13 protein-coding genes and 1 pseudogene are annotated in these 14145 nt (G+C 60.7%); 9 read left to right on the forward strand and 5 right to left on the reverse strand.

The annotated features are described in order from the left end of the window. Nucleotides 1–187 precede the first annotated feature (187 nt). The 6 genes from ugpB (at nucleotide 188) to QA645_RS00530 (ending at nucleotide 5375) form a co-directional block, all read left to right on the forward strand. Complete coding sequence (gene ugpB, locus QA645_RS00505) at nucleotides 188–1504, forward strand: sn-glycerol-3-phosphate ABC transporter substrate-binding protein UgpB (protein WP_283047451.1); 1317 nt, start codon at nucleotides 188–190, stop codon at nucleotides 1502–1504. Between the two features lie 53 nt (nucleotides 1505–1557). Continuing rightward, nucleotides 1558–2439, forward strand: coding sequence for a sn-glycerol-3-phosphate ABC transporter permease UgpA (ugpA, locus tag QA645_RS00510; RefSeq protein ID WP_254127263.1), 882 nt, complete (start codon nucleotides 1558–1560; stop codon nucleotides 2437–2439). Further along, nucleotides 2439–3287 (forward strand): sn-glycerol-3-phosphate ABC transporter permease UgpE, encoded by an 849-nt coding sequence (gene ugpE / locus QA645_RS00515; protein WP_283047453.1) that lies wholly within the window; start codon nucleotides 2439–2441, stop codon nucleotides 3285–3287. The genes ugpA and ugpE overlap by 1 nt, the downstream gene beginning before the upstream one ends. Before the next feature lie 6 nt (nucleotides 3288–3293). Beyond that, the gene (locus QA645_RS00520; protein ID WP_283047455.1) at nucleotides 3294–4379 is read left to right on the forward strand and encodes a sn-glycerol-3-phosphate import ATP-binding protein UgpC; all 1086 of its coding nucleotides are present in this window, start codon (nucleotides 3294–3296) and stop codon (nucleotides 4377–4379) included. Between the two features lie 246 nt (nucleotides 4380–4625). Then, the gene (locus QA645_RS00525; RefSeq protein ID WP_254127269.1) at nucleotides 4626–5051 is read left to right on the forward strand and encodes an Hsp20 family protein; all 426 of its coding nucleotides are present in this window, start codon (nucleotides 4626–4628) and stop codon (nucleotides 5049–5051) included. Nucleotides 5052–5102: 51 nt separating this feature from the next. Next, on the forward strand, nucleotides 5103–5375 hold the full coding sequence (locus QA645_RS00530; protein ID WP_194465218.1) for a DUF1150 domain-containing protein: 273 nt from the start codon (nucleotides 5103–5105) through the stop codon (nucleotides 5373–5375). 668 nt (nucleotides 5376–6043) lie between these two features. Here QA645_RS00530 and QA645_RS00535 read toward each other — a convergent pair. The 3 genes from QA645_RS00535 to QA645_RS00545 are packed head-to-tail and all read right to left on the reverse strand — an operon-like array spanning nucleotide 6044 to nucleotide 9039. Continuing rightward, nucleotides 6044–6601, reverse strand: a complete 558-nt coding sequence (locus tag QA645_RS00535) for an AAA family ATPase (protein ID WP_283047458.1) — start codon at nucleotides 6599–6601, stop codon at nucleotides 6044–6046. A gap of 12 nt (nucleotides 6602–6613) precedes the next feature. Next, nucleotides 6614–6931: a DUF3850 domain-containing protein gene (locus QA645_RS00540; protein WP_283047459.1), complete on the reverse strand. Its 318-nt coding sequence runs from the start codon at nucleotides 6929–6931 to the stop codon at nucleotides 6614–6616. Beyond that, the gene (locus tag QA645_RS00545) at nucleotides 6925–9039 is read right to left on the reverse strand and encodes an FAD/NAD(P)-binding protein (RefSeq protein ID WP_283047461.1); all 2115 of its coding nucleotides are present in this window, start codon (nucleotides 9037–9039) and stop codon (nucleotides 6925–6927) included. The genes QA645_RS00540 and QA645_RS00545 overlap by 7 nt, the downstream gene beginning before the upstream one ends. Before the next feature lie 294 nt (nucleotides 9040–9333). Here QA645_RS00545 and QA645_RS00550 point away from each other — a divergent pair. Both QA645_RS00550 and QA645_RS00555 read left to right on the forward strand, forming a co-directional pair. Next, nucleotides 9334–9438: pseudogene (locus tag QA645_RS00550) on the forward strand (DUF1150 family protein); the annotation flags it as partial. A 109-nt stretch (nucleotides 9439–9547) separates the two neighbouring features. Beyond that, on the forward strand, nucleotides 9548–10042 hold the full coding sequence (locus tag QA645_RS00555; protein WP_283047463.1) for a GNAT family N-acetyltransferase: 495 nt from the start codon (nucleotides 9548–9550) through the stop codon (nucleotides 10040–10042). A 44-nt stretch (nucleotides 10043–10086) separates the two neighbouring features. Here the strand turns inward: QA645_RS00555 and QA645_RS00560 are convergent, their stop codons facing one another. Beyond that, nucleotides 10087–10746, reverse strand: coding sequence for a peroxiredoxin (locus tag QA645_RS00560; RefSeq protein WP_283047465.1), 660 nt, complete (start codon nucleotides 10744–10746; stop codon nucleotides 10087–10089). Between the two features lie 229 nt (nucleotides 10747–10975). Here QA645_RS00560 and QA645_RS00565 point away from each other — a divergent pair, with 229 nt between their 5' ends. After that, nucleotides 10976–12550, forward strand: a complete 1575-nt coding sequence (locus tag QA645_RS00565) for a winged helix-turn-helix domain-containing protein (RefSeq protein ID WP_283047467.1) — start codon at nucleotides 10976–10978, stop codon at nucleotides 12548–12550. 23 nt (nucleotides 12551–12573) lie between these two features. Here QA645_RS00565 and QA645_RS00570 read toward each other — a convergent pair whose 3' ends face one another. Next, nucleotides 12574–14097 (reverse strand): AMP-binding protein, encoded by a 1524-nt coding sequence (locus tag QA645_RS00570; RefSeq protein WP_283047469.1) that lies wholly within the window; start codon nucleotides 14095–14097, stop codon nucleotides 12574–12576. Nucleotides 14098–14145 lie beyond the last annotated feature (48 nt).

Here is a 14145-nt window from a genome sequence, read left to right on the forward strand (position 1 = left end):
GGGCACATGTGTGCACCGCGAACGGAGGAGGCTGCCCGCGCCGTGTTCGCCTATTTGATGGCTTCCCTTTTCCAGCGCTTGCCGCTTTCGTTTCGGCCGCTTACACAGTCATGTGAACGTCATAAGGCGCTGCTAGCGCAAGCGCTTCTTTTTGACGGCCAAGAGAACGGCCAAGGGAGGTTACTTAATGGCTCTTCGACATTTTGGAGCAGCTGCCGCTATTGCAATCGCGGCTGGCATGACGGCTTCGCCGGCGCTGGCCGTGACTGAAATCCAGTGGTGGCATGCGATGACGGGCGCGAACAACGACGTCATCGTCAAGCTCGCCAACGACTTCAATGCGTCGCAGAGCGACTACAAGGTCATCCCGACCTACAAGGGCAGCTATCCCGACACCATGAACGCCGGCATCGCCGCATTCCGCGCCGGCAACGCCCCGCACATCATGCAGGTGTTCGAAGTCGGCACCGCGACCATGATGGCCGCGACCGGCGCCGTGAAGCCCGTCTACAAGCTGATGGCCGACGCCGGCGAGAAGTTCGATCCGAAGAACTATCTGTCCGCGATCACCGGCTACTATTCGACCTCGAAGGGCGAGATGCTGTCCTTCCCCTTCAACTCGTCGTCGACCGTGATGTGGGTCAACCTTGACGAACTGAAAAAGGTCAACGCCGAGATCCCGAAGACCTGGCCCGAAGTGTTCGAGGTCGCCAAGAAGCTGCACGATAACGGTCACCCGACCTGCGGCTTCTCCAACTCCTGGGTCACCTGGGTCAACCTCGAGCAGCTCTCCGCGTGGCACAACGTGCCGCTCGCCAGCAAGGCCAACGGTCTCGACGGCTTCGACACCAAGCTCGAGTTCAACGCGCCGCTGCAGGAGAAGCATCTCGAGAAGCTGGTCGAGCTGCAGAAGGACAAGACCTACGACTACGCCGGCCGCACCAACCAGGGCGAAGGCCGCTTCACCTCGGGTGAGTGCGCGATCTACCTGACCTCGTCGGCCTTCTTCGGCAACGTCAAGGCGCAGGCCAAGTTCAACTTCACCGCCGCGCCGATGCCGTATTACCCGGACGTCAAGGGCGCGCCGCAGAACTCGATCATCGGCGGTGCTTCGCTCTGGGTGATGGGCGGCAAGTCGGCCGACGAATACAAGGGCGTCGCCAAATTCCTGACCTTCCTCTCCGACACCGATCGTCAGGTCTACATCCACAAGGCCTCGGGCTATCTGCCGATCACCAAGGCGGCTTATGAGAAGGCCAAGGCCGAGGGCTTCTACAAGGATCAGCCCTATCTCGAGACCCCGCTGCTCGAGCTGACCAACAAGGAGCCGACCGAGAATTCGCGCGGTCTGCGCCTCGGTAACATGGTCCAGCTGCGTGACGTCTGGTCGGAAGAGATCGAGCAGGCGCTGGCCGGCAAGAAGACCGCCAAGCAGGCGCTCGATGCCTCCGTCGAGCGCGGCAACACGATGCTGCGCCAGTTCGAAAAGACCGCCGTAAAATAAGGCGAAGACGCCGGCGGGCCGCAAGATCAGCGGCCCGCCAACGTCACCCCACCATGCAAAAGCAAGCGATTTTCCAATCAAAGCTGCTGCCGTATGCGCTGGTTGCGCCGCAACTCGCGATCGTTCTGATTTTCTTCTACTGGCCGGCCGCGCAGGCCGTCATCCAGTCCTTCCTGCTGCAGGACGCCTTCGGCCTCTCGACCAGCTTCGTCTGGTTCGAGAATTACGTCGAGCTGTTCAGCGACCCCGCCTATTTCGAGACGGTCGTCCGAACCTTCTTCTTCTCGTTTGCGATCGCCGCGTCCTCGCTCTCCGTGGCACTGCTGCTCGCGGTGATGGCGGACAAGCCCTTACGCGGCGGCGCGGTCTATCGCACGCTGCTGATCTGGCCCTATGCCGTGGCACCGCCCGTGGTCGGCGTGCTCTGGGTCTTCATGCTGCATCCCTCGCTCGGCGTGCTCTCGCGCTATCTGCGCGCCGCCGGCATCGAATGGAATCCGCTGCTCGACGGCAACCAGGCCGCGACGCTGGTGATCCTCGCCGCCGCCTGGAAGCAGATCTCCTATAATTTCCTGTTCTTCCTCGCAGGCCTCGCGGCCATTCCGAAGAGCGTGCTCGAGGCCGCCGCGATCGACGGCGCGCGCCCGATGCGCCGGTTCTGGACCGTGACCTTCCCGCTGCTGTCGCCGACCATCTTCTTCCTGCTGGTCGTCAACATCGTCTACGCCTTCTTCGACACGTTCGGCATCATCGACACCATGACGCGCGGCGGTCCCGGCAAGTCGACGGAGACGCTGGTCTATAAGGTCTACAATGACGGCCTGATCGGCGGAAACCTCGGCAGCTCGGCGGCACAGTCGGTGATCCTGATGGTCATGGTCATCGTGCTGACCGGCATCCAGTTCCGTTTCGTCGAACGCAAGGTGACCTACTGATGGTCGAGCAAGAGGGCTTTCGACGCTACGTCGCCCACATCGTCCTCTGGATCGGGATCGCGATCGTCGCCTTCCCGGTCTACGTCGCCATCGTCGCCTCGACCCAGGACAACGCGCTGATCGCCAACGGGCAGATGTCGCTGTTGCCCGGCGGCCATTTCTTCGAGGTCTACTACCAGACCATCTTCGTCGGCACGAGCGGCTCGACCCGCGAGCCGGTCGGCAACATGATGCTGAACTCGCTGGTGATGGCGCTGGCGATCGCGATCGGCAAGATCGCGATCTCGATCATCTCGGCCTATGCGATCGTCTATTTCCGCTTTCCCTTCCGGATGCCGATCTTCTGGATCATCTTCATCACGCTGATGTTGCCGGTCGAGGTCCGCATCTATCCGACCTACAAGATCGTCGCCGATCTGCACATGCTCGACAGCTATGCCGGCCTCGCGCTGCCGCTGATCGCATCGGCCACCGCAACGCTGCTGTTCCGCCAGTTCTTCATGACCGTGCCGGATGAATTGCTGGAGGCCTCGCGCATCGACGGCGCCGGCCCGTTGCGCTTCTTCTGGGATACGCTGCTGCCGCTGTCGCGCACCAACATGGCCGCGCTGTTCGTGATCCTGTTCATCCTCGGCTGGAATCAATATCTCTGGCCGCTCCTGATCACCACGCGCGACGACATGCAGACCATCCAGATCGGCATTCGCAAGATGATGACCACCAACGATGCGCTGACCGAATGGCCGATCGTGATGGCGACCGCCGTGCTGGCCATGCTGCCGCCGGTGTTCGTCGTCGTCGCCATGCAGAAATTGTTCGTGCGCGGCCTGGTCGAGACGGAGAAGTAGAGAGTCATGGCCAACGTCACCCTGCGCAACGTCCGCAAGACCTATCCCGGCGGCTTCGAGGCCATCAAGGGCGTCAACGTCGATGTCGGCGACGGCCAGTTCTGCGTGCTGGTCGGACCTTCCGGCTGCGGCAAGTCCACGCTGCTGCGCATGGTCGCCGGGCTCGAGACCGTCACCGGCGGCGAGATCGACATCGGCGGCAAGGTCGTCAACCAGGTCGAGCCCGCCGATCGCGACATCGCGATGGTGTTCCAGAACTACGCGCTCTATCCGCATATGAGCGTGTTCAACAACATGGCTTACGGCCTGCGCAATCGCGGCATGAAGGAAGCCGAGATCAAGACCCGCGTCGAGGAAGCCGCGCGCGTGCTCGAGCTCGCGCCGATGCTGGAGCGCAAGCCGCGCCAGCTCTCCGGCGGCCAGCGCCAGCGCGTCGCCATGGGCCGCGCCATCGTGCGCCAGCCAAAAGTGTTCCTGTTCGACGAGCCGCTGTCCAATCTCGACGCCAAGCTCCGCATCTCGATGCGCGTCGAGATCCGCAAGCTGCAGCGCCGACTCAACGTCACCTCGATCTACGTCACCCACGACCAGCTCGAGGCGATGACGCTCGCCGACATCCTGGTCGTGATGAACGGCGGCGAGGTCGAGCAGGTCGGCAATCCGCTGGCGATCTACGAGAAGCCGGCCACGACCTTCGTCGCCTCCTTCATCGGCGCACCGCCGATGAACCTGATGTCGACGCGCCAGGACGAGATCAAGTCGCAGCTCGGCGGCAGCGCAGGCGAGGCCGGCATCCTCGGCATCCGTCCGGAGGATCTGGCGATCACCGACCAGACTCCTGCCGGCGGCGTTGCACTGCCGCTGACGGTCGAGGCGATCGAGCGCGTCGGTGCCGAGACCTTCGTTTACGGCTCGCGCGCCCAGGACGGGCAGCGTGTCGCCGCCACCCCGGTCGAGCTACCGGCAGGCGAGGTCATCGTCCGCATTCCCGGAACCGAGGCCCCGGCGATCGGCCAGAAGATCCGGGTCGCGGCGGTGCGCCAAAAACTGCATTTGTTCAGCGGCGACGGGCGGACGCGGATCGAGGCCTGACGGGTTCCGAAAGGTCAGGCCGGCAAAGACCGCGAAAACAACCCCATGCACAGTAGACGGGGCACTGTTTTCATTGAGGTAATTCGCCCGCGCCGTCGTCATGGCCGGGAGACGGCGGAAGCAGTGAATCCATAGCCCCCTCCTACGTCCTTGAACCCAAACAGAGATATGCCCATATTGCTGACCAAGGGGCGCCGCTTCCGGGCCCTGAAATGCCAAAGTCGCTTCGAGAGGACTTTGTAAACTATGTCTCGTGTTCCTACGTTATCCAGTCCGTTCCTTCTGGGCTTCGACGAGATCGAGCGCGTGCTCGACCGCGTCGTCAAAGGCGCCGACGGCTATCCTCCCTACAATATCGAGAGGTGCGGCGGCGCGGACAGCCAGCCCGAGCGTTTGCGGATCACGCTGGCGGTCGCCGGATTCACCCGCGACCAACTCGATGTAACCATTGAGGAAAACCAGCTCGTCATCCGCGGGCGGCAGCAGGACGACAAGACCCGGCAATACATCCATCGCGGCATCGCCGCGCGCCACTTCCAGCGCACCTTCGTGCTGGCGGAGGGGATGCTGGTGCTGGGTGCGGATCTGAAGAACGGGTTGTTGTCGATCGACCTGGCCCGGCCTGAACCGGAGAGGATCGTTAAGACAATCGCTATCAATGAGCACGAATAATGGAACGAGTAGCGGACTCGACCGCTTAGTTTCTGTGAAGGAGTCGAGACCATGAGTGAAGGTCACGTTGTATTCGAACACGAAGCCAGGAACGCCTCGCCCGAGACGCTGGCGAATCTCGGCGAAGGCCACATCGCCTATGTGAAGCAGATCCGCTCCGAGGATGTGCCCGGCCTGTTCCCCGAAGCCCCGAAGATTGCGCCCGGCCTCAAGCTATTCGCGCTCCACGCCGCCGACGGCACGCCGATCATGCTGACCGACAGCCGCGAAGCCGCAGTCGCGAATGCCTGGAGCAACGAGCTGCAAGCGGTGAGCGTGCACTGAGCACACGCGCGTCGCACGAATAGAAATTTGACGGGCATGCCTTCGCAGGAAGGCGTGCCCGTTTTGTTTAGGACGTGCATTTTCCAAAGCCGGATGTGCTTCAGATGGACTGGGCCGCCTAGCCCTGTCCACCTATCCGGCTGCACATGGAAACTGACGCTTAAGGCAGTCTCCTGTGCAATTCGAGCACAACCCAGTTGCGTCGCTGGACTCTCAAAGATTCAATGCGCTGATTCGGCCGCGACGAGGTCAACGGTTATGTCAAATTCAGCCCGCCAAATCGTAAAGATTGGAGTTGCCGTTACGACAGACAAGCGCCTTCTTCTTGTAAAAAAGAAGGGTGGCTCAAGTTACATCCTCCCGGGCGGGAAGCCAGAAGCCGGAGAGAACGATCACCAAGCGTTGGCGCGAGAGGTTGAAGAGGAACTCGGATGCGCCTTGGATATCGATAGCTTGGACTACCTCGGATCGTTTTCCGACGTCGCTGCAGATCTAAAGGATACGGTCGTTACAGTTAGATTGTATGCAGCTCGCCTCCTAGGCTCACCCAAGCCTTGCTCTGAGATCGAGCAAGTAGAATGGTTCCAACCCGCAGAGGCCGTTGGCATTACTCTAGCCCCAAGCTTGCAGAACTCTATCTTGCCGTTCTTAGCTGCGCACGGTCACCTTTAGTGATTCAGAAAGTCACGCAGCTCGTTCGACAGTAAGACAGCGAGGGCATCGAGCGATGCCTCATTCGAAACGTGGAGCGCCGCAGACTCCATTGCTTTGTCTGTGCGCAATGTGCAGCGCTCCACCTCGTCTCTTTCAAGCAGTTCTTCTCGAGAAAGCGCTTTGCTAGGTCGACTGGCCACCCGTTCGGCTCGAACATCGAAACTTGCCTCGATGGAAATGAGAAGGGCTTCGCGATCACAGTGCAAACGATAGTGATTAAACTCTTCAATGTTGCATACGGCATCGATGAGTACCGCCTTGTCCGATCCGAGTTCGCGAACAATTTGCGGGGTGGCCAAGTGGGCGAGAGCCGCCATACCATGCTCGTGACGCAATTGAAGTCTGACTGATTTTTCGCTTGCCGGGCCGGGTGGGAGGCCACGTCTAAGCACCTCATCGCCTACAATCCGACCGACATACAAAATGCTGCCGGCGCACTTCTTTTGAATTATTTCGAGCGCTGTTGTCTTGCCCGCCCCCGAATATCCCGTGATAGCAATCAGACGCGTCATAACCGACCGCAGCTAATGTGGAATTGGAGATATGCTCAAAATACAGAAGTTAGGATGCAATGCCTCCTTAGATAGAGCGCAGGGAAGGTTGGCTGAAGTAATATAGGTCACTTCCACCGTCAGCGTACGACCTGTGAAAGCGTCCCTTTGCGGATCGTACTCTTCCAGCACTAGGGTATCACCCACCCGGAAATTGCGGTCATCAGCCCTGCGTAAATCATGCTTCTTTCGACCGGCTACAATTTCGTTGAAGAACTGCGGCCAGCATTTGAGATGGTGAGTGATATTCGCGACGCTAGCGAGCGGCACTTGGTTTGCTTGATTTAGCATTTTTTGTCCTCCGACTGCGGTGGAGCAAAGTCGGAATAGTCGAAATTGAGCTGGAGTGGTCCCGTACTACGCGGAGCTTCGATTTTCGCCACTGCTTCAAAGGCGTCGCTTACTGCAGGCGGAATCTCCCGCCGCATGCATTCTGTTGTCGAAGTACGCGACAGATGCTGGTTGCGGATTCGATTAAATCCATCTCGCTTCTCAATTTCAGTCAGGAAGCGTTGAGCCAATACTACGAGCTCCTGAAGCTCCTCGTCCGAAACGAAGAAATCGTCTGCTTCGCTGTCTACATATATGACGCCTATTACTGGCGTTTGCAAGCTGTAGTGGGTTTCGGGCTCGAGAAGTGGAATGGCCAACACAAATCTTACTTTGCGCGACATCGGGCGTGACGCCATTTCCAGATTCAGCTCGCCTGTAGCTTGATTCAGACGCTCCGCGCTCACGCCCTTTACCATTCGAATTATCTTTCTGGTCCCATATGCTAGCCCGATGGTCGCATTGTCATTCGGGAACGTGCGCCCAGCCGTGGCTTCGCTCCCTTCTACTTCGAAATCACTCGCGTAATCGCAAGTTTGCTGAAGAAGCTCTTCATCTTGGATGATCACAGTGCGGTGCAGGGTCACTCTGAGCCGAGACCGGTCAAAGTGATGTGCTCGAATTACACCCGCTATTGCTGAGCTGAGGGTGGTTCCAAGAAGAGAAATGGCATCCGGAAGGTACTCCTTGCGCCATTCTCTTTTCAATTCGGGAGGCAATCCGCTGGCGAGCTTCTTCGGCCCTGGATAGCCAAAATAACCCCCCTCCCAATGTGGGACGTCGGATTGCTTGTGCTGAGCCAACGCAACTGCGGTTGTTGGAAGTCCGGCGCGCAACCGCTCAGACAACAATCTGCGAAGCTGTTGTTCCGGTTTGACCCCGTGCCTTTTGACGTATCGATCATCGTCAATGCCGTGCTCAGCCCTGAGCTGATCCTCATCCGCGGTGGTCGGCACGAACCCTCCGCATCTGTAGAGAAGGTAGATGAGTAGCTTGTTCTGAAACGATATCCTGGCCGTAGCGGGTTCAAAGAGCTGAGCAAACTTCTCAACAAGGAGGTGTAAAATGACTGCCGTGTCTCGTCGCAATCGATTGCGAAGCTGATTCAGCAATTCGTCGTACTCACCGACACACGCGGCTTGAAGGGCTTCGAAGTCATTGAACAAGTCGCGATAGTTCAAGTCTTGATGTCTTGTTTCTAAGTGCTTGAGCCGCTCGACCAACGCGGACTTGCCAGCAAATAGCTCTTCGAGGATTCGGTCTTGTCTGTATTGCGAGATGCACAAGCGCAACACATCAATCATGGCTCCATCGCCCTGGCCAGAAACAAGATAGTTTCGACGAGGGTGATGCAGGCTTGGTTGCGCGAAGGTTTCGTTTCGCCAGTAGGAACTAGAGCCGGTCTCGACACCAAAGCCCACGGCTAGGACGACAATGTCGAAGTCTGCAGACCTTCCCTCGGTGGCGCCTCGATGGTTTGTCTTAGCTGTGCCATCAACATCTCGAAGCTCACCGATCCATTCAATATGAAATTGACCTATGCCGGTATGGTGCTCATCGATGTGGAGATGCCTAGCATTGCAGTACAGATGAATATTCGACTTGTCTTTGGCGAGGCGTGTCCATTCCGTGAGCACCTGGACAACAACATCCGACGCGCGAGCCGCAGTCCAATTCATGACAGGCAGCATGGCCGCGCCAACCTGGCTCCCCTCGCGAGGCCAGTTGTAAATATGGGGATGAAGCCATCGTGAATCGCTGCCCTGTTGGAGAGGAAGAAGGGTGTCACGCTCTTCAAACAAGAAAATTTCCGCGTTGACGTTTTTTTCGAGAAGACCTGCCGCGAACGTCAGCCCGGCAAATCCACCTCCCACGATCGCGATCTTCTTTTTCTCAAGGTTTTCACTGCAATTGATCGCTTCTGATTCGACCAAAGCCCAGACAAGATTGAGAGCCCGAATCTGTTGACTTAGAACGGTGACCCCGGAGTCGTAAGTGCCGATTGAGTAAAGTGGGTGCGACAGTATTCGATAGCTATTCAGAGTCTGCTGGAATTGTGACATTGACATCAGACGCTCACACACTGATCTAGTGTTGGCCTTACCTTCCATTGATAGCGCATTGTGTGCTGCCTCCCGGCCATTTCGATTTGCATGTAGGCTTAGTCAAAGAGCGCCAGACCGAAAGCATCTCTATGCCTTCGATATCCGCCAAACGACTACAGGTCCTAGGACAATCAGAGATTTCATCGCTCGCCAAACACTATAAATCTCGGGCACTAGGGGAAGCTAGTCAATAAAGGAAGACCGAAATGCAATCGTTGTCGTAACTGATGAGACCCGGCTGTTCCCCGAAGCCCCGAAGCGCTCCATGCCGCCGACGGCACGCCGATCATGCTGACCGACAGCCGCGAAGCCGCAGTGGCGAATGCCTGGAGCAACGAGTTGCAGGCGGTGAGCGTGCACTGAGTGCACGCGCGTCGCACGACTAGAAATTTGGCGGGCATGCCTTCGCACGAAGGCATGCCCGTTTTCATTTGTGCCGCGCCGCTGCTAGACGATGGCCATGGATCAGCAGATGCCCATCGCGATTACGACATCCGAGTTGTCGCCCGGCGAGAAGCTGGCCGAGAGCATGCTCGCTCTCAACAACAGCCATGCAGAGGAATTGTCGTGGCTTGAGCGCGAGCGGATGCAGGACCTCGTCGCGCAGGCCTTCTACGCGCGCAGGATCGGCCATCTCGATGCCTTCCTGATCGCACTCGATCAGGACGGGCGATACGACAGCCCGAACTTCCTGTGGTTTCAAGCGCGCTACGCGCGCTTCGTCTATGTCGACCGGATCGTGGTCGCAGCAACCGCACGCGGCATGGGATGCGCGCGCCGGCTTTACGCCGACCTGTTCGATCGCGCGGTCGAGGCCGGCCACGATCGCATCGTTTGCGAAGTCAATCGCATGCCGCCGAATCCGGCCTCGGACGCTTTCCACGCCGCCCTCGGATTTACCGAGGTCGGTAGCGCGAGCATCCACGACGGAAGCAAGACGGTCCGCTACCTCTCGCGCCAGCTGTAGACGCGGTCCCGGACCACGAAGAGGTAGCGCCCGCCAGGTTCGAATCAGGCTGCCGGTAGCTTTGCCTTGCGCAGATAGGGCAGCACGGTGACGAAGGAGCCGAAACGCTTGGCGGCCTCCTCGTCCGACACCGACGCCGCGATCACGACATCTTCGCCTTGCGTCCAGTCGGCGGGCGTCGCCACCGGGAATTTGGCCGTGAGCTGCATGGAATCGATGACGCGCAGGATTTCCCGGAAGTTGCGCCCGGTCGTCATCGGATAAGTCAGCACCAGCTTGATCTTCTTGTCGGGGCCGATGACGAAGACCGAGCGCACCGTCTGATTATCGGCCGGCGTGCGCCCTTCCGACGTGTCGCCGGCCGAAGCCGGCAGCATCCCGAAAAGTTTTGCGACCTTGAGATCACGGTCGCCGATCATCGGATAATTGACGGCATGGCCGGTGGCCTTGTGGATGTCGCCCTTCCACTTGTCGTGGTTCTCGACCGGATCGACCGAGATGCCGATGATCTTGACATTGCGCTTGTCGAACTCGCCCTTCAGACCGGCCATGGTGCCGAGCTCGGTCGTGCAGACCGGCGTGAAATCCTTCGGATGCGAGAACAGCACCGCCCAGGAATCGCCGATCCAGTCGTGGAAGCGGATATCGCCTTCGGTGGTCTGCGCCGCGAAATCCGGCGCCATGTCGTTGAGTGCGAGTGCCATGAGGCAGGTCCTCCTGTCGTCTTCCGGTGGGTGGCCAATGCGCGCGACGAATCCCGATACAACTTCGACCTGTCCCTGATCGAGGCCGAGACGACGCGTTGCACCTGTTTGATTTTGCGACCGAAAATCCGGCCGGATCGAATAGCGCTGCAAGCAATGGCCAGATATCTGCGCCTGGCCGGGCCGAAAGTCATGGTGTCGTTCTGAAAAAGTTCTTAAGCATTGCGCCATGGCTACGAGCTACATCATCGGCCCGTTCCGGCTCGACGCGGACGCCGCACTCCTGTTTCGCGGCAGCGCACCGGTCGCGATCAGCCAGCGCGCCCTCGCCGTGCTGCGCGTGCTCGTCGAGCGCGCGGGAACGCCGGTCTCCAAGGATGCGCTGATCAAATCGGCCTGGGCCGGCCTCATCGTCGAGGAGAGCAATCTTCCCGTGCAGATCGCCGCACTGCGCCGCGTGTTCGAAGAAGAGCCGGGCGGCGAACGCTGGATCGAGACCATGCCGAAATACGGCTACCGGTTTGTCGGTCCGGTGAGTCCAGACCACCAGACCTCCGTCGCCGCGTTGCCTCCCGCCGCGACCGACGCGCCTCCCCTTCCGGCTCAACCGGCGATCGCGGTGCTGCCGTTCCAGAACATGAGCGGCGATCCAAGCCAGGAGTATTTTGCCGACGGCGTCGTCGAGGAGATCATCACGACGCTGTCGCGCTTCCGCTCGCTGTTCGTCATCGCGCGCAATTCCAGCTTCACCTACAAGGGCCGCGCCGTCGATGTGAAGCAGATCGGCCGCGAGCTCGGCGTCAGCTTCGTGCTCGAAGGCAGCGTGCGCAAATCGGCCGACCGCGTCCGCATCACCGCGCAGCTCATCGATGCGTCGACCGGCGCGCATCTGTGGGCCGACCGGTTCGACGGCGCGCTCGAGGATATCTTCGATTTGCAGGACCAGATCGCGCGGCAGGTCGTGGGGCTCCTGGTGCCGAAGCTCGAGCATTCCGCGATCGAGCGCGCCAAGCGCAAGCCGACGGAGAGCCTGGGCGCCTACGAATATTATCTGCGCGGCACGGCGGCGATCTATCGCTTCACCATCCGCGAGGCCAATGTCGAGGCCCTGCAGATGTTCAGGCGTGCGATCGAGCTCGATCCGGAGTTCGCGGCCGCCTACGGCATGGCCGCCTATTGCTACGTCAAGGACAGGACCAATCGCTGGCCCACCGACGATCTCGCGCGCGACATCGCCGAGACCGATCGGCTGGCGCGGAACGCCATTCGCCTCGGCGGCGACGACGCGCTCGCGCTCGCCACGAGCGCCGGCGCGCTCTCCTATGTCGTGCGCGATCTCGACACCGGTGCCGCGTGCATCGCGCAGGCGCTTGCCGTCAATCCCAACATGATGTGGGCCTCCTATTTCGCCGGCTTCATCAAGAGCTGGATGGGCGAGCCTGAGGCCGCCGTCGCGCATCTGATGTATGCAATGCGCCTCAGCCCGGTCGATCCACTGATGCCCCTGATGCAGGTCGCCACCGCCCACGCGCACTTCTTCGCCGGCCGCTACGCGGAAGCCTCGTCCTGGGCCAACGCAGCCTTGCGCGGCACGCCGAGACTGTTGCCGGCACTGCGCATCGGCGCAGCCGCCGATGCGTTCGCCGGGGAGCTCGGCTCCGCGCAGAAGTCCGTGGCCCGGCTGCTCCAGATCAACCCCGGCGAGCGCGTGTCCAACCTTGAGGCGATCTTCGGCCCCTACCGGCGCCCCGACGATGCCTGGCGCTATGGCGAAGGCCTGCGGCGGGCTGGACTGCCGGAATGACCGAGGCGTAGGGGCACGCTCGATCAGGTCAATCGCGCGCGGATGTCCGGCTTCAGCACCTTGCCGACCTTGGAGCGCGGAAGATCGTCCCAGACTTCGATCTGCTTCGGCGTCTTGACGCTGCCGATCTGTCCCTTGACGAAGGCGGCGAGCGCCACGGGGTCGATCCGATGGCCGGCGCGGGGCTGCACTACGGCGACGATCCGCTCGCCCCATTTCTCGTCCGCCAGCCCGATCACGGCGCAATCCTGCACCGCCTCATGCGCCCGCAGCGCGTTCTCGACCTCGATCGAGTAAACGTTGAACCCGCCGGTGATGATCATGTCCTTGGCGCGATCGACGATATAGAGGTAGCCGTCGTCGTCGAGGTAGCCGATGTCGCCGGTGTGGTGCCAGCCATGCACTGAGGCTTCAGCCGTGGCTTGCGGATTCTTGTAGTAGCCGTCCATCACCAGCGAACCGCGGACCACGATCTCGCCGCGCGCGCCGGTCGGCAGCAGATTGCCGTCGCCATCCATGATGCCCGCCTGCACCAGCGGGCTGACCCGCCCGGCCGAGGCGAGACGCTCCATCGCGATGGCGCCGTCGGCATTGTAATGCTCGCTCGGTGCCATCATCGAGATCATCATCGGCGCTTCGGTCTGACCGAACAACTGCGCCATCGGCCCGATACGCCGCAGCGCCTCCGCAAGCCGCGTGGCCGAGATCGGCGCCGCGCCGTACCAGAAGCATTGCAGGGACTCGAGCTTCGCGGAGTCGAGCTTGGGATGATCGAGCAGCATGTAGATCACGGTCGGCGGCAGGAAGGTGTGCGTGACCCGGTAGCGTTCGATCAAATCGAGGAATTCGCCGATATCGGGGTGATGCATGATCACGATGCGACCGCCGAGCGCCATGATCGGGAAACACAGCACGCCGGCCGCATGGGTCAGCGGCGCGAGCGCGAGATAGACCGGCCGGCCCTTGAAGGGATAGCCCATCAGGGTCAGCGCCGTCATGGTCTCGATGTTGCGCCCGGACAGCATCACGCCCTTGGGCTTGCCGGTGGTGCCGCCGGTGCCCGGGATCATCGCGAGATCGTCGATGGTCTCGCGCTGATAAAAGCCGTCGTCGAGGCCGGCGAGCCAGTTGTCGAAGGATGGCGCGAAGGGTAACTCGGCGTCGAGGCAGACGAGTGCGCGCAACTTCGGCAGCTCCGGCCTGACCGCCTCGACCATCGGTGCAAAGCTGGAGTGGAACAGCAGCAGGCCGCAATCGAACCCGTCGAGGATGAACTTGTTCTCGGCCGCTTCATTGCGCGGATTGATCGGGCACCAGACGGCGGCAGCGCGCGAGATGCCGAACACGCAGGAGAAGGCAAGCGGGTCGTTGCCGGACAGGATCGCAACCTTCTCGCCGGGCGCGATGCCCGAGCGGTCGAGCCCACGCGCGATCCGATAGCTCAGCTGTTGCACCTCGCGATAGCTGAGATCGCGTCCGTCCATGGTGAGGCAGGGCGCGTCGGCGCCGAGCGAAGCACCTTTGTCGAGGTAATCGATGAAGCGCATGGTCGCCTCCGAAGCGGCGTAAGGTTGGTTAGACGCGGGCCGCGGTGA

Source organism: Bradyrhizobium sp. CIAT3101 (genome assembly GCF_029714945.1).
Taxonomy (GTDB): domain Bacteria; phylum Pseudomonadota; class Alphaproteobacteria; order Rhizobiales; family Xanthobacteraceae; genus Bradyrhizobium.

Bases quoted from the DNA above. Each gene is read 5' to 3' on its own strand.
- QA645_RS00555 (WP_283047463.1), top strand. From the start codon at position 9,548: ATGCCCATCGCGATTACGACATCCGAGTTGTCGCCCGGCGAGAAGCTG.
- QA645_RS00540 (WP_283047459.1), bottom strand. From the start codon at position 6,931: ATGCTAAATCAAGCAAACCAAGTGCCGCTCGCTAGCGTCGCGAATATC.
- QA645_RS00530 (WP_194465218.1), top strand. From the start codon at position 5,103: ATGAGTGAAGGTCACGTTGTATTCGAACACGAAGCCAGGAACGCCTCG.
- ugpB (WP_283047451.1), top strand. From the start codon at position 188: ATGGCTCTTCGACATTTTGGAGCAGCTGCCGCTATTGCAATCGCGGCT.
- QA645_RS00525 (WP_254127269.1), top strand. From the start codon at position 4,626: ATGTCTCGTGTTCCTACGTTATCCAGTCCGTTCCTTCTGGGCTTCGAC.
- QA645_RS00560 (WP_283047465.1), bottom strand. From the start codon at position 10,746: ATGGCACTCGCACTCAACGACATGGCGCCGGATTTCGCGGCGCAGACC.
- ugpA (WP_254127263.1), top strand. From the start codon at position 1,558: ATGCAAAAGCAAGCGATTTTCCAATCAAAGCTGCTGCCGTATGCGCTG.
- QA645_RS00545 (WP_283047461.1), bottom strand. From the start codon at position 9,039: ATGTCAATGTCACAATTCCAGCAGACTCTGAATAGCTATCGAATACTG.
- ugpE (WP_283047453.1), top strand. From the start codon at position 2,439: ATGGTCGAGCAAGAGGGCTTTCGACGCTACGTCGCCCACATCGTCCTC.
- QA645_RS00535 (WP_283047458.1), bottom strand. From the start codon at position 6,601: ATGACGCGTCTGATTGCTATCACGGGATATTCGGGGGCGGGCAAGACA.
- QA645_RS00565 (WP_283047467.1), top strand. From the start codon at position 10,976: ATGGCTACGAGCTACATCATCGGCCCGTTCCGGCTCGACGCGGACGCC.
- QA645_RS00570 (WP_283047469.1), bottom strand. From the start codon at position 14,097: ATGCGCTTCATCGATTACCTCGACAAAGGTGCTTCGCTCGGCGCCGAC.
- QA645_RS00520 (WP_283047455.1), top strand. From the start codon at position 3,294: ATGGCCAACGTCACCCTGCGCAACGTCCGCAAGACCTATCCCGGCGGC.